The sequence below is a fragment of the Micromonospora sp. NPDC048887 genome, assembly GCF_040649715.1.
Taxonomy (GTDB): Bacteria; Actinomycetota; Actinomycetes; order Mycobacteriales; family Micromonosporaceae; genus Micromonospora.
Map to the genome: position 1 here is coordinate 41,621 of NZ_JBEZGA010000023.1, position 21,507 is coordinate 63,127.

At 72.7% G+C, this 21,507-nt stretch carries 20 protein-coding genes; 12 read left to right on the top strand and 8 right to left on the bottom strand.

Annotated features, from left to right (window positions below; all coding sequences use genetic code 11):
* Nucleotides 1–111 precede the first annotated feature (111 nt).
* From AB0C17_RS26655 to pstB, 7 genes are all read left to right on the top strand, one after another.
* Nucleotides 112–831, top strand: a complete 720-nt coding sequence (locus AB0C17_RS26655; RefSeq protein WP_176722767.1) for a response regulator transcription factor — start codon at nucleotides 112–114, stop codon at nucleotides 829–831.
* A 150-nt stretch (nucleotides 832–981) separates the two neighbouring features.
* On the top strand, nucleotides 982–1,836 hold the full coding sequence (locus AB0C17_RS26660) for a polysaccharide deacetylase family protein (protein WP_357389258.1): 855 nt from the start codon (nucleotides 982–984) through the stop codon (nucleotides 1,834–1,836).
* A gap of 67 nt (nucleotides 1,837–1,903) precedes the next feature.
* Nucleotides 1,904–2,941 carry a mycothiol synthase gene (gene mshD, locus AB0C17_RS26665; protein WP_357480991.1) on the top strand — a complete coding sequence of 346 codons (1,038 nt, stop codon included), beginning with the start codon at nucleotides 1,904–1,906 and terminating at the stop codon, nucleotides 2,939–2,941.
* A gap of 233 nt (nucleotides 2,942–3,174) precedes the next feature.
* Complete coding sequence (pstS, locus tag AB0C17_RS26670) at nucleotides 3,175–4,272, top strand: phosphate ABC transporter substrate-binding protein PstS (RefSeq protein WP_357469009.1); 1,098 nt, start codon at nucleotides 3,175–3,177, stop codon at nucleotides 4,270–4,272.
* Nucleotides 4,273–4,313: 41 nt separating this feature from the next.
* Complete coding sequence (gene pstC, locus AB0C17_RS26675) at nucleotides 4,314–5,399, top strand: phosphate ABC transporter permease subunit PstC (RefSeq protein WP_357389264.1); 1,086 nt, start codon at nucleotides 4,314–4,316, stop codon at nucleotides 5,397–5,399.
* The gene (gene pstA / locus AB0C17_RS26680) at nucleotides 5,396–6,484 is read left to right on the top strand and encodes a phosphate ABC transporter permease PstA (protein WP_357480994.1); all 1,089 of its coding nucleotides are present in this window, start codon (nucleotides 5,396–5,398) and stop codon (nucleotides 6,482–6,484) included. Before pstC ends, pstA begins: the two co-directional genes overlap by 4 nt.
* A 20-nt stretch (nucleotides 6,485–6,504) precedes the next feature.
* Nucleotides 6,505–7,281 (top strand): phosphate ABC transporter ATP-binding protein PstB, encoded by a 777-nt coding sequence (pstB, locus tag AB0C17_RS26685; RefSeq protein ID WP_357389268.1) that lies wholly within the window; start codon nucleotides 6,505–6,507, stop codon nucleotides 7,279–7,281.
* A 10-nt stretch (nucleotides 7,282–7,291) separates the two neighbouring features.
* Here the strand turns inward: pstB and AB0C17_RS26690 are convergent, their stop codons facing one another.
* Nucleotides 7,292–8,119, bottom strand: coding sequence for an NUDIX hydrolase (locus tag AB0C17_RS26690; protein WP_357389270.1), 828 nt, complete (start codon nucleotides 8,117–8,119; stop codon nucleotides 7,292–7,294).
* A 542-nt stretch (nucleotides 8,120–8,661) separates the two neighbouring features.
* Here AB0C17_RS26690 and AB0C17_RS26695 point away from each other — a divergent pair.
* On the top strand, nucleotides 8,662–9,630 hold the full coding sequence (locus AB0C17_RS26695) for a Gfo/Idh/MocA family oxidoreductase (protein WP_357389272.1): 969 nt from the start codon (nucleotides 8,662–8,664) through the stop codon (nucleotides 9,628–9,630).
* Between the two features lie 43 nt (nucleotides 9,631–9,673).
* Here the strand turns inward: AB0C17_RS26695 and AB0C17_RS26700 are convergent, their stop codons facing one another.
* The 3 genes from AB0C17_RS26700 to AB0C17_RS26710 all read right to left on the bottom strand — a co-directional run bounded on the left by AB0C17_RS26700 (nucleotide 9,674) and on the right by AB0C17_RS26710 (nucleotide 12,410).
* The gene (locus AB0C17_RS26700; RefSeq protein ID WP_357389274.1) at nucleotides 9,674–10,678 is read right to left on the bottom strand and encodes an inorganic phosphate transporter; all 1,005 of its coding nucleotides are present in this window, start codon (nucleotides 10,676–10,678) and stop codon (nucleotides 9,674–9,676) included.
* A 4-nt stretch (nucleotides 10,679–10,682) separates the two neighbouring features.
* Nucleotides 10,683–11,309: a DUF47 family protein gene (locus AB0C17_RS26705; protein ID WP_030504473.1), complete on the bottom strand. Its 627-nt coding sequence runs from the start codon at nucleotides 11,307–11,309 to the stop codon at nucleotides 10,683–10,685.
* 150 nt (nucleotides 11,310–11,459) lie between these two features.
* Nucleotides 11,460–12,410 carry a PPK2 family polyphosphate kinase gene (locus tag AB0C17_RS26710; RefSeq protein WP_357389276.1) on the bottom strand — a complete coding sequence of 317 codons (951 nt, stop codon included), beginning with the start codon at nucleotides 12,408–12,410 and terminating at the stop codon, nucleotides 11,460–11,462.
* 240 nt (nucleotides 12,411–12,650) lie between these two features.
* Between AB0C17_RS26710 and sigJ the strand changes: the two genes are divergently transcribed.
* Nucleotides 12,651–13,604, top strand: coding sequence for an RNA polymerase sigma factor SigJ (sigJ, locus tag AB0C17_RS26715; protein WP_357480997.1), 954 nt, complete (start codon nucleotides 12,651–12,653; stop codon nucleotides 13,602–13,604).
* A gap of 6 nt (nucleotides 13,605–13,610) precedes the next feature.
* Here sigJ and AB0C17_RS26720 read toward each other — a convergent pair whose 3' ends face one another.
* Nucleotides 13,611–14,117, bottom strand: a complete 507-nt coding sequence (locus AB0C17_RS26720) for a DUF402 domain-containing protein (protein WP_357390124.1) — start codon at nucleotides 14,115–14,117, stop codon at nucleotides 13,611–13,613.
* Between the two features lie 123 nt (nucleotides 14,118–14,240).
* Between AB0C17_RS26720 and AB0C17_RS26725 the strand changes: the two genes are divergently transcribed.
* Nucleotides 14,241–16,385, top strand: a complete 2,145-nt coding sequence (locus AB0C17_RS26725; protein WP_357481000.1) for an ATP-dependent DNA helicase — start codon at nucleotides 14,241–14,243, stop codon at nucleotides 16,383–16,385.
* Between the two features lie 53 nt (nucleotides 16,386–16,438).
* On the opposite strand, the gene AB0C17_RS26730 is transcribed toward AB0C17_RS26725, so the two are convergent.
* The gene (locus AB0C17_RS26730) at nucleotides 16,439–17,725 is read right to left on the bottom strand and encodes an AI-2E family transporter (protein WP_357469076.1); all 1,287 of its coding nucleotides are present in this window, start codon (nucleotides 17,723–17,725) and stop codon (nucleotides 16,439–16,441) included.
* Nucleotides 17,726–17,888: 163 nt separating this feature from the next.
* On the opposite strand from AB0C17_RS26730, the gene AB0C17_RS26735 reads away from it, so the two are divergent.
* Nucleotides 17,889–18,236, top strand: a complete 348-nt coding sequence (locus tag AB0C17_RS26735) for a co-chaperone GroES (protein ID WP_357390128.1) — start codon at nucleotides 17,889–17,891, stop codon at nucleotides 18,234–18,236.
* Between the two features lie 98 nt (nucleotides 18,237–18,334).
* Nucleotides 18,335–18,502: a hypothetical protein gene (locus AB0C17_RS26740; protein WP_167796936.1), complete on the top strand. Its 168-nt coding sequence runs from the start codon at nucleotides 18,335–18,337 to the stop codon at nucleotides 18,500–18,502.
* 39 nt (nucleotides 18,503–18,541) lie between these two features.
* On the opposite strand, the gene AB0C17_RS26745 is transcribed toward AB0C17_RS26740, so the two are convergent.
* Both AB0C17_RS26745 and AB0C17_RS26750 read right to left on the bottom strand, forming a co-directional pair.
* Nucleotides 18,542–20,035 carry a PrsW family intramembrane metalloprotease gene (locus AB0C17_RS26745; protein ID WP_357481002.1) on the bottom strand — a complete coding sequence of 498 codons (1,494 nt, stop codon included), beginning with the start codon at nucleotides 20,033–20,035 and terminating at the stop codon, nucleotides 18,542–18,544.
* A 151-nt stretch (nucleotides 20,036–20,186) separates the two neighbouring features.
* On the bottom strand, nucleotides 20,187–21,446 hold the full coding sequence (locus AB0C17_RS26750; RefSeq protein WP_357481005.1) for an FUSC family protein: 1,260 nt from the start codon (nucleotides 21,444–21,446) through the stop codon (nucleotides 20,187–20,189).
* Nucleotides 21,447–21,507: the final 61 nt, after the last annotated feature.

Sequence of the window (21,507 nt, forward strand, 5' to 3'; positions counted from 1 at the left end):
CAGGCCGTTACCCCGCCCGTCGACGACGCCGGGACCCACGCAAGTTCACAGTGCCGCCCCCACCCGGGCGTGTCGCTGGTCGCGCGCGGCCGAAAGGCCGCCGGGACGGAGGTGATCGTGGAGCTCCTGCTGCTCGTGACCGCACGGGCCGGTGAGCCGTCGGCGGTGTTGCCGGCACTCGACCTGCTACCGCACTCGGTTCGCACCGCACCCCGCGACGTCCGCACGCTGGTCTCCGGCCCGACGCCGGACGCCGTTCTGGTGGACGCCCGCTCCGAGCTGAGCGAGGCGCGGGCCACCTGCCGGATGTTGCACGCCACCGGGCTCGGCGTACCCCTGGTCGCGGTCGTCACCGAGGCGGGGCTGATCGCGCTGAACGCGGACTGGGGCGTCGACGACGTGATCCTGGCCGGCGCCGGGCCGGCCGAGGTGGAGGCCCGGCTGCGGCTGGCGGTCGGCCGCCTCAGTAACGCCACCGCCGGTGCCGGCGGCTCGATCCGGGCCGGCGAGCTGAACATCGACCCGGACACGTACGCCGCCAAGCTGAAGGGCCGGCCGCTCGACCTCACCTACAAGGAGTTCGAGCTGTTGAAGTTCCTGGCCCAGCACCCCGGGCGGGTGTTCACCCGGGACCAGTTGCTGCGCGAGGTCTGGGGCTACGACTACTTCGGCGGCACCCGCACTGTGGACGTGCACGTGCGGCGGCTGCGCGCCAAGCTCGGCTCGGAGTACGAGTCGATGATCGGCACCGTCCGCCAGGTGGGCTACAAGTTCGTCGTCCCGCCGTCGCGCTCGCTGCCGGAGTCGGAGCCCGCCCCGCTGCCGGTCTGACCGCCCACGCCCCACCCCGCTAGAGGGCACTTTTCTCGTATGCCCTTTTTGCCCGACAAGTCAGCCATATCCTGGCTGCCGGAATTGTCGGGCTAAGGGGGCGGCGGTGCGTGCGGTGAACACGGGGGCGACGAACGGCCGGTGCCGTTGATGCGGGGCTCAAGGCTGCGCGCCGCCGGGCTCGTGACCGTCGTGCTGGCGGGCCTGCTCGGCTCGGCGTTCGTGCTGGGTCGCAGCCTGGTGCCGGAGCCGCGCCGGTCCGACGCCGGGGTGGCCACCACGCTCAACGGCCCGCGTTACGGCGACCAACCACCCAGCACCGACCTCCCGAGCGGCACGGCAAGCGCCCGGCCGAGCCCCGACGCCGCGCCGGACACCGCCCCGGTCGAGCCCGGCGGCGACGGCCCGTACGGCGCCTTGATCGCCACCGGCTCGTCCCGCGTCGCGCTGACCTTCGACGACGGCCCCGACCCCCGCTGGACCCCGCAGGTGCTCTCGCTGCTGGCCCGGTACGGCGTGAAGGCGACATTCTGCGTCGTGGGCGAGAACGCCGAGGCCTACCCGGACCTGGTCCGGTCGATCGCGGCCGACGGACACACGCTGTGCAACCACTCCTGGAGCCACGACGTCAACCTGGGCAAGCGATCCCCGGCGACGATCCGGGCCGACCTGCTGCGGACCAGGGACGCGATAGTGGCCGCCGCGCCGGACGCGCGGATCGCGTACTACCGCCAGCCCGGCGGGGCCTGGACACCGTCTGTCATGTCGGCCTGCGCCGACCTGGGTCTCACCCCGCTGCACTGGAGCGTGGACCCGTCGGACTGGAGGGCGCCGGGCGCCACCACCATCGAGGCGAGTGTCCGCGCGCAGATGGGTCCCGGCGCGATAGTGCTCATGCACGACGCGGGCGGGGACCGGTCCGGCACCGTCAGCGCGCTGCAGGAACTCCTGCCCGAACTGCTGGCCCGGTTCGAGTTGGAGCCGCTGCCCGCCGGCAGGCCGTGACGAGCGCCACCGACCGCCGTCGTCGTCCACCGCGAGCCACGGCCCGCCGCCCGCTACCGTGACTCAGATGAGCAGCACCGAGCCGACGAGTGGTCCTGCGGCCGACCGGATCGCCTGGGGGGACCGGCTGACGCCGGACGGGATCGCCCGGGGGGACCGGCTGACGCCGGACGGGATCGCCCGGACGGACCGGCTGACGCCGGACGGGATCGCCCGGACGGACCGGCTGACGCCGGACGAGGTCGCCGAGGTGCTGGCGCTGGCCCGCGCCGCCGGTGACGCCGACGGCGCCGACCCCCTCGACGAGCACGTGCTGCTGCGGATGCGCGATCCCGAGGCGCCGGCCGTGCACCTCACCGCCCGGACCTCCGACGGCACCCTCACCGGGTACGCGCACCTCGACACCACCGCACCGGCCGACGGCGTGGGCGTGGAGATGGTGGTGCACCCCGCGTACCGGCGGCGGGGCGCCGGGCGGGCGCTGGCCCGGGGCGTGGTGGACGCCGCGTCCGGGCCGCTGCGCGCCTGGGCGCACGGCGACCACCCTTCGGCCGCCGCGCTCGCCGTCGACCTGGGCTTCTCCCGGGCGCGGGTGCTCTGGCAGATGCGCCGCCCGCTCACCGCCGAGTTGCCGGCGCCGGTCGTGCCGGACGGCGTGACGCTGCGCGCGTTCCGCCCGGGCGAGGACGACGAGGCCTGGCTGGCGGTGAACAACGCCGCCTTCGCCCAGCACCCCGAGCAGGGCAAGTGGACGCTCGACGACCTGCGCGTCCGGATCGCCGAGCCGTGGTTCGACAGTGCCGGTTTCCTGCTCGCCGTCGACTCCGGCACCGGGCGGCTGCTCGGCTTCCACTGGACCAAGGTGCATGAGCAGCAGGGCTCGGCCCGCATCGGCGAGGTGTACGTGCTCGGCGTGGACCCGTCCGCGCACCGGGGCGGGCTCGGCCGGGTGCTGACCGCCGCCGGCCTGACGCACCTGCGCGACGAGCGCGGGCTCGACCGCGTGATGCTCTACGTGGACGAGAGCAACACCGCAGCTGTCGCGCTCTACCAGCGGCTGGGCTTCGCGCGCTGGTCCGCGCACGTCAACTACCAGCTGGGCTGAGCCTTCGCCCGCCCGGGAAATTCGCCATAAAGGCGCTGCCGGGTCGCTAGTTCACGAAATGGACAACCCCTCCTCAGCGTACGGCCACCTCGCCGGCCGAACGTGTTCACCGTGCGTTCACTTGCGTCCGGCGAACCGTCCACCTGGCCCTCCTACCTTTCGTGTCAGCCGGTCAGCGCCGGCGCCCGGCACTCCGGGCGACCTGACCAAAGACGTGAAGGGAAACCCCTGAAGTGAAGCTCCAGCGGCACGGCGCCATCGCCTGTCTCGCTCTTACCGCGGTTCTCGGTCTCAGCGCCTGCGGCTCGGACAACAACGAGCCGGCCAGCGCCTCCGGTTCCACCGCCGCGGTGGACTGCGCGACGGGCACGCTGAACGCGCAGGGCTCCTCCGCCCAGAAGAACGCCATGGCCGAGTGGATCAAGGCGTACCAGCAGAAGTGCTCGGGCACCACGATCAACTACGAGCCCAGCGGCTCGGGCGCCGGCATCCAGGCCTTCATCGCCGGCACCGCCGACTTCGCCGGCTCGGACTCCCCCCTCAAGCCGGAGGAACAGCCGCAGGCCGACGCCAAGTGCACCGGCGGCCAGGCGCTCAACCTGCCGATGGTGATCGGCCCGGTCGCCGTCGTCTACAACGTCAGCGGCGCGGACAACCTCCAATTCAGCCCGGCCACCCTGGCGAAGATCTTCGCCGGCAAGGCGACCAAGTGGGACGACCCGGCGATCAAGGCCGACAACCCGGACGCCAAGCTGCCGTCGACCGCGATCCAGGCGGTGCACCGCTCCGACGAGTCGGGCACCACCGACAACTTCACCAAGTACCTCTCCAAGACCGCCGAGGCGGACTGGACGCTCGGCAACTCCAAGGCGTGGAAGGCCCCGGGCGGCGTCGGCGCGGCCAAGTCCGACGGTGTGGCCAGCAAGGTCAAGAGCACCGACGGCACCATCAGCTACGTCGAGTGGTCGTACGCCGAGAACTCCGACCTGAAGATGGCCAAGATCAAGAACGGTAACGGCGAGTTCGTCGAGCTGACCGGCGACTCGGCCGGCAAGACCATCGCCGGCGCCAAGTTCGAGGGTCAGGGCAACGACCTCAAGATGTCGATCGACTACAACACCAAGGAGGCCGGGGCGTACCCGATCGTCCTGGCGACCTACGAGATCGTCTGCAGCAAGGGGCTCGCCGCCGACAAGCTGCCGCTGGTCAAGGGCCTGCTCGGCCACGCCGCCAGCGCCGAGGGGCAGAAGGAGCTCGTCGAGCTGGGCTACGCGCCGCTGCCCGAGACCGTCCGCACCAAGGTCGAGGCCGCGGTCACGAGCCTCTCCTGACGCTCTGACCGACACCTCCTCAACACGAAGCGAGCGAGCAGATGGGTGACACCCCTCACCGCTCGGCCGACGCCGGCACCGGCGGGAACCCCGTGGCCACGAGCCACGAGCGACCCGCCGGTGCCTCGGCGCGTCTGGCCGAGCGCCCCGGTAACCCGGGCCGCCCCGACGGCGGCCTCGGCGGCGGCGGTGCCCTCCCCCGGGCCCGCGCCTTCGGCGCGGAACGGGCGTTCCGCGGCCTGACCCTGGCCGCCGGCACCACGGTCCTGGTGGTCATCGCGGCCATCGCGATCTTCCTCGTCGCCCGGGCCGTCCCGGCGCTGCGGGCCAACACCGAGTCGTTCTGGACATTCGAGGGCTGGTTCCCGAACGACAACCCGCCGCAGTTCGGCATCGGCGCGCTCGCCTTCGGCACCGTCCTGAGCTCGCTGCTGGCGCTGCTCATGGCGGTGCCGGTCGCGCTGGGCATCGCCCTGTACCTGTCGCACTACGCGCCCCGGCGGCTCGGCAACGCCCTGGGCTTCCTGATCGACCTGCTGGCCGCTGTGCCCAGTGTGGTCTTCGGCCTCTGGGGACGGGACTACTTCGCCCAGCCGGTCGCCGACCTGTCCGCGTGGCTGAACAGGTACTTCGGCTGGATCCCCATCTTCGGCGACGGCCCGTACGGCAACTCGATCCTGCTCGGCTCCGTGGTGCTCGCCATCATGGTGCTGCCGATCATCACCTCGCTGTCCCGCGAGGTGTTCCGGCAGACCCCGACCGCGAACGAGGAGGCCGCGCTCGCGCTCGGCGCCACCCGCTGGGAGATGATCCGCACCGCCGTCCTGCCGTACGGCCGGCCCGGCGTCATCGCCGCGGTGATGCTCGGCCTGGGCCGGGCGCTCGGCGAGACCATCGCGCTGGCGCTCACGCTCGGCTCCACGTACGCCATCTCGTTCAACATCCTTCAGAGCGGCGGGAACTCGATCGCCGCCAACATCGCCAACCGGTTCGCCGAGGCGAACGACACCGGCCGCGGCGCGCTCATCGCCTCCGGCCTGGTGCTGTTCGCGATCACGCTGATCGTCAACATCACCGCTCGGGCGATCATCTACCGGCGGCGCGAGTTCACGGAGTCGGCCGCATGACAACCACCCTTACCCCCCGCCGCCCGCGCCCGCCGGCCCAGCCGGCCACGCTGCGGGCGAGACGGCTTCCCGCGTACGCCGCTCCGGCCATCGCCGTCGCGGCGCTGCTGCTCGCGGCGGGCATCGTGTACGGCGCCGGCATCGGCGGCCCGGTCCTGGTCGTGGTGGTCGGCGCGCTGCTCTACCTGGCCGGTCTCTTCGCCGCGGCCAACGCGGTGGAGGGCCGCCGGTCGGCCCGCAACCGGACCTGGAGCGCGTTGATCCACTCCGCGTTCGTGCTGGCGGTGCTGCCGCTGGCGTCGGTGGTCTGGACGCTCGTCAGCAAGGGCTCCGAACGGCTGGACGCCGACTTCTTCGGCACCTCGATGAACAACATCGGGTCGCGGGACGCCAACGGCGGCGCGTACCACGCGATCGTCGGCACCTTGCAGCAGGTGGGCCTCGCCACGCTGATCACGGTGCCGCTCGGCGTGCTCTGCGCGATCTACATCGTCGAGTACGGCCGGGGCCGGTTCGCGTTCACCATCCGCTTCTTCGTGGACGTGATGACCGGCATCCCGTCGATCGTCACCGGCCTGTTCGTGCTGGCCTTCTGGGTGTTGATCGTCTCGCCGTGGTTCAACGACGGGCGGCCGGGCTTCTCCGGCTTCGCCGCCGCGCTGGCGCTGAGCGTGCTGATGCTGCCCACTGTGGTCCGCTCCACCGAGGAGATGCTCCGCCTGGTGCCCGCGCCGCTGCGCGAGGGCGCGTACGCGCTGGGCGTACCGAAGTGGAAGACGATCCTGCGCGTCGTGCTGCCGACCGCGCTGCCCGGCATCGTCACCGGCATCATGCTCGCCATCGCGCGGGCCGCCGGTGAGACCGCGCCGGTGCTGCTCGTCGCCGGTGGCGGCGCGGCGATCAACTTCAACCCGTTCGAGAACAACCAGTCGTCGCTCGCCCTCTTCGTCTACCAGCAGGCCGGCGAGGCGTCGAGGTACTCGCCGGCACGGGCGTGGACCGCGGCGCTGACCCTGGTCGCCCTCGTCCTCGTCCTCACCGTGGCGGCGAAGCTGCTGTCCCGCCGCAACCGGCTCGGCCGATGAACCCCGGAGGTACCGCCACCATGGCCAAGCGCATCGAAGCCACGAACGTGACCGCCTACTACGGCGGGTTCAAGGCGATCGAGAGCATCAACCTGACCGTCGAGCCGAAGACCGTCACCGCTCTGATCGGGCCGTCCGGCTGCGGCAAGTCAACCTTCCTGCGGTCGATCAACCGGATGCACGAGGTGCTGCCCGGCGCCCGGGTCGAGGGCAGCCTCACCATCGACGACCAGGACATCTACGACCGGGACGTGGACGTCACGGCGGTCCGCCGGATGATCGGCATGGTCTTCCAGCGGCCGAACCCGTTCCCCACCATGAGCATCTTCGAGAACGTGGTGGCCGGGCTGCGCCTCAACGGCGTGCGGCGCAAGTCGATCCTGGAGGAGGCGGCCGAGAAGGCGCTCCGCTCGGCGAACCTGTGGGACGAGGTCAAGGACCGCCTCGCCAAGCCCGGCGCGGGACTGTCCGGCGGCCAGCAGCAGCGGCTCTGCATCGCCCGCACCATCGCCGTCGAGCCGCAGGTGGTGCTGATGGACGAGCCCTGCTCGGCGCTGGACCCGATCTCCACGCTGGCCATCGAGGACCTGATGTTCCAGCTCAAGGACAAGTTCACCATCATCATCGTCACGCACAACATGCAGCAGGCCGCCCGGGTGTCCGACCGGACCGCCTTCTTCTCGATCGAGAAGACCGGCGACCCGGGCCGCCTCATCGAGTACGACAACACCCAGAAGATCTTCAGCAACCCGGCCCAGAAGAAGACCGAGGACTACATCACCGGCCGCTTCGGCTGAGGGGTGAGGGTCAGCTCAGGCGGAAGCGGGGCTCGGCACCGTCCAGGCCGTCGATGTGGGGCAGGATCGGCGTACCCGGGTCTCGCTCTGCCGCCGCGCGGGCCACGCCAGCGAGGTCGCCCGCGGCGGCGACCTCGGCGAGCGTGACCATGGTGGGCGGCAGCATGGTCAGCTCGCCGGCCTGCGCGCGGGCCAGCGCGTCCGCCGGGCGCAGCCACAGCGTGTGGTCGGCCTCGCCGGAGACGTCCCGGGTCCGCTGCCCGTCGGGCAGAAGGGCGACGAAGAAGTACGTGTCGAAGCGGCGCGGCTCGAACTCCGGGGTGATCCACCTGCTCCACGGCAGCAGCAGGTCGGACCGGAGCGTGAGGCCCCGCCCGGCCAGCAGGTCGGCGAAGCCGACCCGCCGTCCCTCCAGATCCTGCCGGGCCGTCTCCCAGTCGTCGCCGCTCACGTCGCCGACCACGGTGTCCGGGTCCGGCCCGGCGAGCAGCACGCCCGCCTCCTCGAAGACCTCGCGCGCGGCGGCGCACACCACCGCCTGCGCGGCGGACGGGTCGAGCCCGAGCCGCTCCCCCCACGCCGCCGGATCCGGGCCGGCCCAGCCCAGGTGCGCCTCCGAGTCGGAGCGGTCCACCCCGCCGCCGGGGAAGGCGTACATGCCGCCGAACGTCATCGCCGCCACCCGGCGGATCATGTAGACCTCGAACCCGTCGCCCTCCGGACGGAGCAGCAGCACCGTGGCGGCGACCCGGGGCACGGCCGGCACGGCGCCCTCGGCCTGGAACCGGCGGGCGTGCTCCACCAGGGCGGGGGGTGCGGCGAAGCCGTCGATCGTCATGCACCGAGCCTAGTTCCCGCCGGGCCGGTCGGCCCGGGGGCGGCCGGGCGGGGCGGCCGGCGCGGCCGGGCGGGGCGCACGCCCGCACTCCCCGAACGCGCCACCTTGTCACGATGCGTAGCTTTCGGCCCCGAGCAACAGACACCCCTCCGCCGCCTTTGCTCTGCAGCCAGATCCGCATCAGCGACCCTCCGTGAAGAGTGCGCATGGGGCTGCAAAGCAAAGGGGGCGGGAGGTATTCAGTCCGGCTCGCGAAAGCGCTGCCCTATGTCCGGTTAGCCGCCTTTAGGCGCCCGACTTCGGCGAGGAACTGGGCAGCACCCGTCACTTCGGGCAGTCTTCACGCTATGTGTTCGCCGGGAAGCGGCATCAGCTCGCCACGCCCGTCGTGATCGGCAGGGTGGAACCGACAGCCCACGCTGGCCACGCGGCGGGCGATGATCGAACGGGCCGCTCTGGCCGCCGCCGACGCCCGCGGCTGAGCGTCCCGACGGGTGGATCACCCTGCCGGCCGCCGAGCCGTAGGGGATAGCGTGCCGGGCATGACGCGTTGGGGAATCCTGGCCACCGGAAACATCGCCGCCCGCTTCGCCGAGGATCTGCGGCTGGTGCCGGACGCCGAACTGCTGGCGGTCGGCTCGCGTACCCGGGAGAGCGCCGAGCTGTTCGCGCAGCGGCACGACGTGCCGCGGGCGTACGCCTCGTGGGCGGAACTGGCCGCGGACCCGGACCTGGACGCGATCTACGTGGCCACCCCCCACGCCGCCCACCACGAGGCGGCGCTCGCCTGCCTGACCGGCGGCAAGGCCGTGTTGGTGGAGAAGCCGTGCACGCTGGACCTGCCGACCACCGTCGAGCTGGTGGAGACGGCCCGAGCCCGAGGTCTGTTCCTCATGGAGGCCATGTGGATGCGGACCAACCCGCTGATCCTGCGCGTGCTGGAGCTGATCCGGGACGGCGCGATCGGTGAGGTCACGCACGTACGGGCGGACTTCGGCGTGGCCGGGCCGTTCCCGCCGGAGCACCGGATGCGGGCCCGTACGCTCGGCGGCGGCGCGCTGCTCGACCTCGGCGTCTACCCGCTGAGCCTGGCCCACCTGGTGCTCGGCGTGCCACAGCACGTGCAGGCCTGGGCGAAGCTGACCCCGGAGGCGGTGGACGAGAACACCGGAATGGTCCTCGGCTGGGACTCCGGCGCGGTGGCGACGCTCAGCTGCGGCATGGTCGGCGCGACAGCGATCACCGCGTCGATCACCGGTACGACCGGCCGGATCGACCTGCCCGAGCTGTTCTTCCGGCCCGCGCACGCGGTGCTGCACCGGGCCGGCGCCGAACCGGAGACCGTTCCGGCGGACCTGACCGGCGGCGGCTACCAGTACGAGGCGATCGAGGTGCAGCGCTGCCTGGCGGCCGGGCTGACCGAGAGCCCGCTGGTGCCCCACTCCGCCACGCTTGAGGTGATGGGCCTGATCGACGACGTCAAGGCCCGGATCGGCGTCTCCTACGCGTGAGGGGTCCCCCGCCACGGCGGGGAACCCCTCGGCGTCAGGTCACTCAGAACAAGGGCCGGACCAGCAGGTACGCCAGGCAGGCGATCGCCGCGGCGGCCGGGAACGTGATGATCCAGGCGATGACGATGTTGCCGGCCACGTTCCAGCGCACCGCGGATAGCCGTTTCGTCGCGCCCACACCCATGATCGCCGAGGTGATCGTGTGGGTGGTGGAGATCGGCGCCTTGAGCACCAGCGCGTTGAAGTAGAGCACCGCGCTGGCCACGGTCTCGGCGGCGAAGCCCTCCGCCGGGCCGAGGTCGATGATCTTCCGGCCGAGCGTCCGGATGATCCGCCAGCCACCCGCGTACGTGCCGGCGGCCAGCATCGCGGCGGAGGTCCAGAAGACCCAGCCCGGGATGTGGGTCTTGCTCTCCTGGAAACCACCGGTGTAGAGCGCCAGCACGATGATGCCCATGGTCTTGGCGGCGTCCTGCATGCCGTGGCCGACCGACATGGCGGCGGCGGAGGCGGTCTGCGCCCACCGGAAGCCACGGCTGAGCTTGCCCGGCTGCCCCTTCCGGAACAGCCACATGATCGCCAGCATCATCAGGAAGCCCAGCACCAGGCCGACCACCGGCGAGAGCACCATCGGGATGAGGACCTTCTCGATGATGGTGGCCCACTGCACGATGCCGTCGGCGGCGAACAGGGTCGCGCCGACCAGGCCGCCGAAGAGCGCGTGCGACGACGAGGACGGCAGGCCGAAGTACCAGGTGATCAGGTTCCAGATGATCGCACCGAGCACACCGGCGAAGACCACGCCGAGGCTCTCCACCCCGGTCGGCAACGTCACCAGCCCGTCGCCGACGGTCTTTGCCACCCCGGCGCCGAAGTGCGCGCCGACGAAGTTGCCGACGGCGGCCAGCGCGAGCGCGATCCGGGGGGTCAGCGCCCGGGTCGAGATGCTGGTGGCGATCGCGTTCGCCGCGTCATGGAAGCCGTTCGTGTAGTCGAACGCCATGGCGACCGCGATCACCGCCAGCACGGCGATGAGTTCGGGACTCACTGGCTCAGGACTCCTTGACCGCGATGGTCTCGACCGTGTTGGCCACGTGCTCGAAGGCGTCGCAGGCGGCCTCCAGCTCGTCGGCCACCTCCTTCATCTTCAGCACCGTGAGCGCGTCGTACTCGCCGGAGAAGAGACGTACGAGCAGCATCCGGTACGCCTGGTCGCCGTCGTTCTCGAGCCGGTTGCACTCGATCCAGTAGTCCTCGAGATCCTTCATCGACTTCAGCCGGGGCATCGCCTCGGCGGTGAGCTTGGCCTGCAGGTCGAGCACGTTGACCAGCTCGTGCAGCTCGCGTGGGAGCGACGGGAGCTTGGTCAGGCCGTACAGGTAGAGCAGGTTGCCGACCGCCTCCAGGTGGTCCATCACGTCGTCGAGCAGCGAGCCCAGCCGGTAGATGTCCTCGCGGTCGAACGGCGTGATGAACGTGGAGTTGATCTTCTTGTACAGCTCGTGCGTGATCTGGTCGCTGTCGTGCTCGATGTCGGTCAGCCGCTCGCTGATCGACTGCACGTCGGCGCCGGGCAGGCCCAACTCGTTGAGCAGGTCGGTCCCCTTCACCAGGTTCTGCGCGGCCCTGGTGAAGAGCTCGTAGAAAGCGCCCTCGGTGGGACGGAAGGAAAACTTCACAGCACGGACCTCGTCGTGTCGGTGGAAGGGTGGCCGTCGCCCTCCGGGGCGTCTGCATTGCGCATGCTAGGGACCGCGTCCAGGCGGCTTTCGATCGGCCCACCCGTGGTCAAGCCCGATTCACCGCTCGTTCACCTTCCGTTCACCTGATCACCCGCCGAGTTGGTTCCGTAACCGGTCACGCTCCCGTTCAACGTCGAAATCGGCAGGCGGATACCCCAGATCCAACCCGTCGAACGTCTCACGCAGCAGGTGGGCGACCGCCCAGTCGCGATACCACTTGCGGTCCGCCGGCACCACGAACCAGGGCGCGGCGTCCGTGCCGCAACGCTCCATGGCCTCGGCGTACGCCGCCTGGTAGTCGTCCCAGCGGGCCCGGGTGTCCAGGTCACTCGGGTTGAACTTCCAGAACTTCGTCGGGTCGGTCAGCCGCTCCATCAGCCGCTCGCCCTGCTCGGCGTACGAGATGTGCAGCATGACCTTCACCACTGTGACCGCCTGCTCGGTCAGCTCCCGCTCGAAGTCGTTGATGACCTCGTACCGGGATCGCCAGGTCGCCTCGTCGACCAGCCCTTCGACCCGGGCGATGAGCACGTCCTCGTAGTGCGAGCGGTTGAACACGCCCACATATCCGGGTGGCGGCAGTGCCCGGCGCACCCGCCACAGGAAGTCGTGCCGCAACTCCTCCTCGGTCGGCGGCCCGAACGAGCGGATGTGCAGCCCGAGCGGGTTCATCGCGCCCGCCACCCGCTTGACGGTGCCGTCCTTGCCGCCGCAGTCCATCGCCTGGAGCACCAGCAGCACCCGGCGCGGCCGGTTCCCGTCCAGTCCGGCGTCCGCCTGAGCCGGCGCGCTGGTGGCGCTGCCCGGACCGGCGGCGCCCTGCGCCGAGGCGTACAACATCTCCTGCTGCCGCCCCAGTTCCCCGCCGACCAGTTCGACCTGGGCCCGCGCCCACTCCTTGCGCCCGGGCCCGCGCCCGGCCGCCGCCGGCAGACCCGGCGTGGACCGGGGATCGATCGCCGCCAGATCCACCGCCCCGGACCCCACCCGCAGCAACTCCCGCATCCGCCCGCCCTCGGGCCCCACCACCTCACTCATCCCCCGATCCTCACCCCCTCGGGCCATTCCCGCCCGCCCACCCCGTCGATCTTGCGGTTGCGGCCCCCGACACGCCCGGAAAGCGCCGTTTGTCGGGGCAGAAAGTCCAAGATCGACGGGGTGGGCGGGACGGGGCGGGGGCGGGGCGGGGGCGGGGTGGGGGCGGGGTGGGGGCGGGGTGGGGGCGGGGCGGCGGGCGGCGGGGCAGCCGGCGCGGGCGGTGGGCGGGAGAATGGGCGGGTGGACGAGCTTGCGGGGGAGTTCGAGGCGGAACGGGGGCGTCTCCTGGCAATCGCGCGACGGATGCTCGGCAGCCGCGGCGAGGCCGAAGACGCCGTGCAGGAGACCTGGCTGCGCTTCTCCGGGGCGCTGAGCGATCCGGAGCAACGCGCCCGCGTACGCGATCTGCGGGGCTGGCTCGTCACCACCTGCTCCCGGATCTGCCTGGACGTGCTGCGCTCCGCCCGGGTACGCCGGGAGGCGTACCCGGGTCAGTGGCTCCCCGAGCCGGTGGTGACCGCGGCGCCCACGCCGGACGGGTTCGCGCCCGACCCCGCCGAGCGGGCGGTGCGGGCCGACCAGCTCGGCACCGCCCTGCTGGTGGTGCTGGAACGGCTGACGCCGGAGCAGCGGGTGGCGTTCGTGCTGCACGACGTGTTCACGGTGCCGTTCGGCGACGTGGCGGACGTGCTCGCGGTGACCCCGGAGGCGGCGCGTCAGCTCGCCTCCCGGGCCCGCCGGGCGGTGCAGGGGCCGGACGCGCCCCGGCACAGCGCCGACCTGGCCGAGCAGCGACGGGTGCTCAACGCGTTCGTCGCGGCGGTGGAGTCGGGTGAGCTGGAGCAGTTGGTGCGGGTGCTCGCCCCGGACGTGGTGGCGATCGGCGACTCCGGCGGCCACTTCCCGGCGGCCCGCCGCCCGGTGGTCGGCGCGGAGGCGGCCGGACGCCTGCTCCTCGGCCTGTTCGGCCAGGCCCGCAAGTGGGGCGCGATGCGGGTACGGCCGGTGCTCGTCGACGGCGCGCTGGGCTGGCAGGGGGAGGTCCCCTACCGGGACGGACGGATCATGCGGCTGGTCACCTCGTTCGCCGTCCACGAGGGGCGGATCACCGGCGTGTTCAACCAGTTCAACCCGGACAAGGTCGGTGAGCTGCCGCCGCTGGGGACGGACGCCGTCTGGCCGCCGCGCTGGTGACCCGGCTCAGACCACCACGGCAAGCCACTTCCGGTACGACGTGGCGAACGGCTCGGTGCCGTCGCCGAGCGCGCCGAGCAGCCAGCGGGACGCCGCCTCGGCCTCGGTGACCACGTCGTCCGGGTAGCCCCAGCGGGCCCGGTGCTCGGCGAACTCGTCCTCGTCGCGCAGCTCGACCAGGCCGGTCTCGCGGCGGCGCACCACGTCCAGGTCGAGGTCGATCAGGTGGACCGTGTCCTCGCCCTCCCAGCGGGCCGGGGTGGCGATGTCGCAGTAGACCTCGCTGGTGCGCGGCGGCGGGTTGAACATGCCGGTCCACCAGCCGTGGTGCGGCACCAGCAGGACGAACGGGATCTGCTCGACCGAGGGGCGGCCGTGGTAGACGGACTCGGTGCCGGCGGGCACGCCGAGCCAGACGCCGAGGTCGTCCTCGGCCAGCCGGCGGGCGGGGTAGTCGCGGTGGGCGCTGCCGTCGTACTTGCGGTAGATCACGCGGACCACGTCGCTCGGCATGCCTGGCACCCTAACCGATTCCGGCCACGCCACGCGATCGGGAAGTAACCGGACGCGACCCGCCGTCCGCCACGCCGCCGGAGGGGCCGGACCGCCGTCGGTGCCGGCGGGTACGGTCGCACGGTGACCCCGTCCCGCACCGCCACCGGCCCGGCCGTCCCCAGGAAGCGCCGGAGCAACCGACCCGGTGCCGGGGAGCTGCTGACCGCCGCGGTGGGCGCGGTTCCGGGCGGCGCGGCCCGGCCGGGTCAGCAGCAGATGGCCGAGGCGATCGAGCGCAGCATCACCTCCGGTGAGCACCTGCTGGTGCAGGCCGGCACCGGCACCGGCAAGTCCCTGGCCTACCTCGCTCCGGCACTGACCGTGGACGGGCCGGTGGTGGTCTCCACCGCCACGCTGGCGTTGCAGTCCCAGCTCGTCGAGCACGACCTGCCCCGGCTGGCCGACGCGGTCGAGCCGGTGCTGGGCCGCCGCCCCACCTTCGCCGTGTTGAAAGGCCGCCACCACTATCTCTGCCTGGCCCGGCTGGACAGCTCGGTCGAGGACGAGCCGGACGACGCGCTGTTCGACGCGCCGCGCCCCGGCAACGGCGGCACCAAGTGGCTCGGCGAGGCGGGCCGGCTGGGCAAGCAGGTGCAGCGGCTGCGCGACTGGGCCGAGGAGACCGCCACCGGCGACCGGGACGAGCTGGACCCGGGCGTGGACGAGCAGGTGTGGCGCAGCGTGTCCATGCCGGCCCGGGAGTGCGTCGGCGCGAGCCGCTGCCCGTTCGGGCAGGAGTGCTTCGCCGAGGCGTCCCGCGCCCGGGCCCGTGAGGCCGACATCGTGGTCACCAACCACAGCCTGCTCGCGGTCGACATGCTCGCCGGGCGGCACATCGTGCCGCCGCACCGGCTGCTCGTGGTCGACGAGGCGCACGAGCTGGCCGACCGGGTGTCGTCGGCCGCCCAGGCCGAGCTGGTGCCGGAGCTGATCGACAGGTCCACCCGGCGGGCCCGGCCGCTGCTGCGCCCCGACGTGGCCGAGCGGCTCACCGAGGCCGGTGACGCGCTCGCCGTGGGGCTGGCCGAGGCGCCGGCCGGGCGGCTCACCGCCGGTCTGCCGCCCGCGCTGCGCGAGGCGTGCACGCTGCTGGACTCGGCGACCCGGGCCGCGCTGGAGGCGATCGGCGACGTGAAGGCCGACGACCCCGATCCGGTACGCAAGCAGCAGGCCAAGGCGGTGCTGGACGAGCTGTCCACCACCGCCCAGCGGCTGCTGGAGGAGGCCGACCACGACGTCGCCTGGGTCGAGAAGCCGGACAACGGCAGCCGCCGGGCGCTCGTCGTGGCGCCGCTGTCGGTGGCGGGCACGCTCGCCACCCACCTGTACGACGAGCGCACGGTGGTCGCCACCTCGGCGACGCTGGCGCTGGGGGGCCGCTTCGACACGGTGGCCCGGGCGCTGGGGCTGGACGCGCCGCCGCCCGCCCCGCCGTCCCCGGCCGCCGCCGCGCTCGCCACCACTGCCGCTGCCGGCCGTTCACCGGTCACGCCGCCGGTGGCCGCCACCGAGGGCAGCCGGGCATCGATCGGCACCGTACCGGCGACCAAGGGGCCGGGCTGGAGCTCGCTCGACGTCGGCTCGCCGTTCGACTACGCCCGGCAGGGCATCCTGTACGTGGCAGCGCACCTGCCCCGCCCCAGCGTCTCCGGGCTGCCCGGGCCGGCGGGTGAGGAGCTGCTGGCGCTGGTCGAGGCGCTCGGTGGTCGTACCCTCGGGCTCTTCTCGTCGCGACGGGCCGCGCAGCAGGCGGCGGAGCTGGTCCGCGCGCGGACCGACCTGCCCGTGCTGCTCCAGGGCGAGGAGGCGCTGCCGCTGCTGGTGCGCCGGTTCCGCGAGGTGCGGGAGAGCTGCCTGTTCGGGGTGATGTCGCTCTGGCAGGGGGTGGACGTGCCGGGCGACGCCTGCCAGCTCGTGGTGATCGACAGGCTGCCGTTCCCCCGCCCGGACGAACCGCTCGCGGCGGCACGGGCGGCGGCGGTGGACGCCGGCGGCGGGTCCGGGTTCGCGGCGGTGAGCGTGCCGATCGCGGCGGTCCGGCTGGCCCAGGGCGTCGGCCGGCTGATCCGGGCCACCGGCGACCGGGGCGTGGTGGCGGTGCTCGACTCACGGCTGGAGACGGCCCGCGGGTACGGCCCGTTCCTGCGCCGCTCGCTGCCGCCGTTCTGGTACACCACCCGGCCGGAGGTGGCCCGGGGCGCGCTGGAACGGCTCGCCAAGAGCTGACGCCCGCGCCTCCCCGGGCGGGGGTGACGCGGGCGTCGGCGGGTCTTGCCTGATCAGGGCGCCTGGGAGGCGACCACCACCGCGTCCGGTGGGGTGTCCGGCACGGTACGCGCGGAGAGCCGGCGCACCGCCGTGTTGAGTACGGCGATCAGCGGCACCGCGACCAGCGCGCCGGCGATCCCGGCGAGCACCACTCCGGCGGCGATGCCGATGATCACGGCGAGCGGGTGGATGGCCACCGCGCGGCCCATGATCAGCGGCTGGAGCACGTGGCCCTCGATCTGCTGCACCCCGACCACCGCGGCGAGGATGACCAGCGCGATGCCCGGGCCGCTGTCGACCAGCGCCACCAGCACCGCCACCACGCCGGACAGGAACGCGCCGACGATCGGGATGAACGCGCCCAGGAAGACCAGCGCGGCCAGCGGGAACGCGAACGGGATGTCGAACAGCACCAGGAAGATGCCGATGCCGACCGCGTCGATGAAGGCCACGAGCACCGTGGCCCGCACGTAGGCACCGAGCGTCGCCCAGGACGCGCGGCCGGCGTCGTCGACCTTCCAGCGGGCGGCCACCGGCAGCAGCCGGACCAGGAACCGCCAGATGTTGTTGCCGTCGCGCAGGAAGAAGAACGTGGCGAACAGGACCAGGACGGTGCCGGTGAGCACCTCGGCGAGCGTGGCGGCGGTGCTGAGCGCACCGCTGGTGAACCGCTCGGTGTTGCCGTTGATCCAGTTCTGCGCCTCGTCGATGTAGCGGTTGAGCTGGCTGTCGGACAGGTGCAGCGGCCCGGTCTTGAACCAGTCCTGGATCTGCCGTACGCCCTCGGAGGACTTCTGGCTCAGCTCCGGTACGCCCTTGATGAACTCGTTGACCACGAACGTGAGCGTGCCGACGACAGCGGCCAGGCCGGTGACCAGCACCACGGCGGTCGCCAGCGAGCGGGGCAGCCGGGCCCGGAGCAGCCAGCCGACCGCCGGGGCGAGCAGCGCGGAGAGGAGCAGCGCGACGGCCAACGGGATGATCACGATGCTGATCGTGCCGACGATCTTGAGCAGGGCCCAGGTGACGATGCCGATCACGATCAGCCGCCAGCACCACGCGGCGGCGATGCGCAGCGCGTGCGGCACCTCGGTGTCGTCCCGGCTCACAGTCGACGAGTGCAACGCCGCCGGCGGCTCGACGCCCACCACGGCCGCCTCCGGCGAGGCGGCCGGGCCCGGTGAGGCGGGCGAGGCCACGCCCCCGTCCGCCGCCTCCGCGGCGGCTGCTCGCCGGGTCCGGGCGGCTTCGCGGCCCGACTCGTACGCACGGCGGAGCCGTCCGCGCATCCGCTCCATGCGGCTCAAGCGCACCTCCGGCAAAATCAGCCCCACCGGGTCGCAGGGGGCACAGGATACGTCCGTACGCCCCACCCTAGGGCGACTCGGCCACACATTGCCCGCCCGGCACTCTCACCAACCACGCCGGAATCGGCTGACGGCCACGCGGTAGCGTCTTCGCGTGACCGCCGACCAGAGTCTCGACGCCGGGCTGCCGATCCGCCTGCTGCACGACCGCGTGCTGGTGCGTACCGAGGGTGGTGAGGGCGAACGCCGTTCCACCGCCGGCATCGTGATCCCCGCGACGGCCGCCGTGGGCAAGCGGCTGGCCTGGGCCACAGCGGTCGGCGTCGGGCCGAACGTCCGCGCGATAGTGGCCGGCGACCGGGTGCTGTTCGACCCGGACGACCGCTCCGAGGTCGAGCTGCACGGGCGGGCGTACGTGCTGCTGCGTGAGCGGGACGTGCACGCCGTGGCGGCCGAGCGGGTGGAGAGCACCGCCGCCGGGTCCACCGGCCTCTACCTGTAGCCCCACCCCTCTGGCGGCGGTAGCTGCGCGGCGGCGCCGTTTGCGGCGCTGCCCGGCGGGAAGCCCAGGCACCTCAGCGCGCCCTGGGGAGGGACACCATGCCGGTAGTGATCAAGAAGATCCTCGCCTGGGGATTCCTCGCGTTCCTGATCTACTTCATGGCGTTCCGGCCGGACGGGGCGGCGCAGGTGTTCAAGGGCATCGGGGCCGCGCTGATGGCCATCGCCCAGGGGCTCGGTGACTTCCTGACCGGCCTGATGAGCTGACCCCCGCCACCGAGCGCGGCCAGCAGCCGGGATGCCGCGTCAGCGCCCGGGATGCCAGGGCGCGCCCGGGTCGTGCCAGCCGGCCGGGCCGGGACCGCTCGGGCCGTAGCCGCCCGGCGGGAAGGCGGGCGGCGGGGCCAGCACCACCGGGATCGGCACCACCGGGTCGTCCGGCGCCTCGACCGGGCGCTGCGAACCGTCCGGGAACCGCAGGTGATAGCGCTGACCGTCCCACACCCCGACCGGCGCCTGCGGGTCACGACCGACGAAGAACTCCCGGTACGCGGCGATCGCGTCCAGCAGCTCCCGTTCCTCCCGTGCCGTCCGCTCCCGCTCGGCGGGCTTGTGATCGAGTCCCCGGCGCATCCCGTCGCGCAGCAGCGCCAGCCGGGTCGCGGCGAACTGGTAGCCGCGCATCGCGCGTAGCCCGCCGTCACCGGCCACCCGCCGCGCCCAGGTACGCGCCGCGTGCCGCCGGCCCAGGCTGCCCAGCGCCGCCACCTCGGGCGGTGTGAGCCAGCCCGCGCGTACGTAGTCGGGCAGTGTGCGCTCGGTGAGCCGGCCCTCCCAGGCGCGCAGCCAGACCGCCAGCCCGACCATCGCGAAGAAGATCGGCATCATCAGGCCGATGAAGCCGTAGAGCGCGATCACCGGCTGCCCGATGGCCTGGGCCAGCGTCGGCAGCAGGTTCCAGGTGCCGTGCAGGATCATCGCCAGGAGCAGCCCGGCGAGCGGCGCGAGCACCCGTACCCGCCGGTCGGCGGTACGCGCGGCGATACCGAGCCCGACACCGGTCATCGAGGTGAACAGCGGGTGGGCGAAGCCGAACAGCAGGATCCGGCCGATGAACAGCGCGATCACCAGCTGCGTGCCGGTGGCCGGGCCGTACTGCTCCACGCCGGTGCGGTAGCCGTACCCGCCCAGGTAGAGGATGTTCTCCACCATTGCGAAGCCGACCGCGGACAGCCCGCAGTAGACCAGGCCGTCGGTGATCCCGGAGAACTCCCGGCGCCGGAAGATCAGTAGCAGGAGCGGACCGGCCGCCTTGGTCAGCTCCTCGATGAACGGGGCGACAAGCACTGCGGTGAGCGCGGCGGGCAGCCCCCAGTCCTCGAAGAGCCGCGCGCCGGTCCGGTTGACGATGAGCGAGAGGGCGGTGGAGACGAAGGCGCCCCAGGCGAAGCAGAAGACCAGGTAGGGCAGCGGCTCGGGTTCGTATCGGTCGAGCCACAGGAGGCAGGCGACCAGCACCGGCACCGGCAGGACCGACGCGGCCGCGCCCACCAGCAGCGCCTCCGCGCCCAGGCTCTCACTCAGCTCGTAGACCATGTAGAGCGCGCCTGCCGCGATCAGCAGCACCACCCCGGCCAGCACGAACACCCGCCGCCAGCCGATCCGGCGCGGCGGCATCCCGGGCGTCGGCGCCCCCGGCGGCGGTGCGGCGGGCGCGTACGGTGGCGGCAGGGCTCCGCCGGACGGGGTGTCGGCCATGCGGTCAGCGTAGTCACCCGCGCCCCACCGTTCCGGTCGCATCACGACGCCCGCGCCCCCCGGCCCTCCCCCTCCCCTCCCCGGAATCGCGGCGGTGATCAAGGAGTTTGCGTACCAGTCGATCTCTGAAGGGGCCGTTAACTCCTTGATCAACGCGATTGGGTGCGGGAGGGCGGGGGCGGGGAGGCGGGGGTCAGCCGACGGGTGGGGCTGTGGGGGGATGGGCGGCCGGGTTGCGGTCGGTGGGGCCGCCGGTCCGGTGTTCCTTCTCGCCGAACGCCTGCCGGACCAGCCAGTTCGCCTCCTCCTGCTCGATCCCGGACGCCACCAGCAGGTCGCTCGCCGTGGTGCGCACCTGGGCGATCACCACGCTGCCGGAGAAGCCCACCCCGTCGGCGTACGCCCGGCCGGCCTCGCTCACCGCGCGCAGCGACCGTTCCCGGGCGTGTTCCGGCTCCTGCCCGGCGGCGAACTCCTGCCGGAGCAGACGTACCGACTCGGCCAGGTGACCGATGGCGTCGGGCATCGGCTCCGGGACCGGTTCGGAGTCCTCGATCATGGTGACCGCGCGGCGGACCAGCGTGCCGCTGTTACGCATGGCCCGGTCGATCGGGTCGGCCGCCTCGGCGTAGTGGGTCAGCTCGCTGCGCCGGTGCCACCGGGCCGGTGAGAGCGTGCTCGTCTCCTTGGCGCCCTCGATCGCCTCGGAGAGCGCGGCCAGCTCCTCCTTGTTCTCGCGCAGCCGGAACAGGGCCCGCTGGGCCGCGTCCCGATCCCGGTTGCGCAGCGCCTCGGCGCCCGCGTCGAGCTGGTCGGCGAGCAGGTCGAGGGCCGGCCGGGCGGCCCGGTTGATAACCCGCAGCGGGTTGAGCGGCAGCAGGATGGCGGTGACCAGCAGCGCGATGCCGCCGCCGAGCAACGCGTCGACGAAGCGGGGGAACTCCAGGTTCTCGGTGGACGGGCTGAGCGTCACGATCAGCACCGCCGTGGCCGCGGCCTGGATCACGATGGCCACGCTCGCCCCGGCGAAGATGCTCAGCAGGATCGCCGAGGTCACCACGAGGGCGAGCTGCCACGCGCCGGTGCCGACGAAGTAGATCAGCACGTCGCCGACGAGCACGCCGACCGCCACCCCGGCGATCAGCTCGACCGTACGCCGGAACCGCTGCCCCACCGAGGCGGCGAGCGTGCCCACCGCGGAGATCGGGGCGAAGACCGGCTGGGGGTTCTTCAGCAGCCGGTGGGAGACCAGGTACGCCAGGCCGGCGGCGAGCCCGGCCTGCACCGCCAGGCCGAACGCGGTACGGACCCGGTGCAGCCGGTCGTGCAGGGTGGCCTTGCCCCGGTGCCGCAGCCCCTCCATCGCGGAGGCGATCCGCTGCCCGTCGCGGTCGGCCGACCCGTCACGCGGGTTGCCGCGACGAAGGAACGGCAGACGTCGGTCCCGGGCCATGGCGGGTACTACCCGCGACGAACCCGCTGAATCCCCGGTCCACTGCCCGGTGGGGCAGACT

Coding starts and splice junctions, on each gene's coding strand:
- AB0C17_RS26660 (WP_357389258.1), top strand. CDS start 982: ATGCGGGGCTCAAGGCTGCGCGCCGCCGGGCTCGTGACCGTCGTGCTG.
- mshD (WP_357480991.1), top strand. CDS start 1,904: ATGAGCAGCACCGAGCCGACGAGTGGTCCTGCGGCCGACCGGATCGCC.
- pstC (WP_357389264.1), top strand. CDS start 4,314: ATGGGTGACACCCCTCACCGCTCGGCCGACGCCGGCACCGGCGGGAAC.
- pstA (WP_357480994.1), top strand. CDS start 5,396: ATGACAACCACCCTTACCCCCCGCCGCCCGCGCCCGCCGGCCCAGCCG.
- pstB (WP_357389268.1), top strand. CDS start 6,505: ATGGCCAAGCGCATCGAAGCCACGAACGTGACCGCCTACTACGGCGGG.
- AB0C17_RS26690 (WP_357389270.1), bottom strand. CDS start 8,119: ATGACGATCGACGGCTTCGCCGCACCCCCCGCCCTGGTGGAGCACGCC.
- AB0C17_RS26695 (WP_357389272.1), top strand. CDS start 8,662: ATGACGCGTTGGGGAATCCTGGCCACCGGAAACATCGCCGCCCGCTTC.
- AB0C17_RS26710 (WP_357389276.1), bottom strand. CDS start 12,410: ATGAGTGAGGTGGTGGGGCCCGAGGGCGGGCGGATGCGGGAGTTGCTG.
- AB0C17_RS26720 (WP_357390124.1), bottom strand. CDS start 14,117: ATGCCGAGCGACGTGGTCCGCGTGATCTACCGCAAGTACGACGGCAGC.
- AB0C17_RS26730 (WP_357469076.1), bottom strand. CDS start 17,725: ATGGAGCGGATGCGCGGACGGCTCCGCCGTGCGTACGAGTCGGGCCGC.
- AB0C17_RS26740 (WP_167796936.1), top strand. CDS start 18,335: ATGCCGGTAGTGATCAAGAAGATCCTCGCCTGGGGATTCCTCGCGTTC.
- AB0C17_RS26745 (WP_357481002.1), bottom strand. CDS start 20,035: ATGCGACCGGAACGGTGGGGCGCGGGTGACTACGCTGACCGCATGGCC.
- AB0C17_RS26750 (WP_357481005.1), bottom strand. CDS start 21,446: ATGGCCCGGGACCGACGTCTGCCGTTCCTTCGTCGCGGCAACCCGCGT.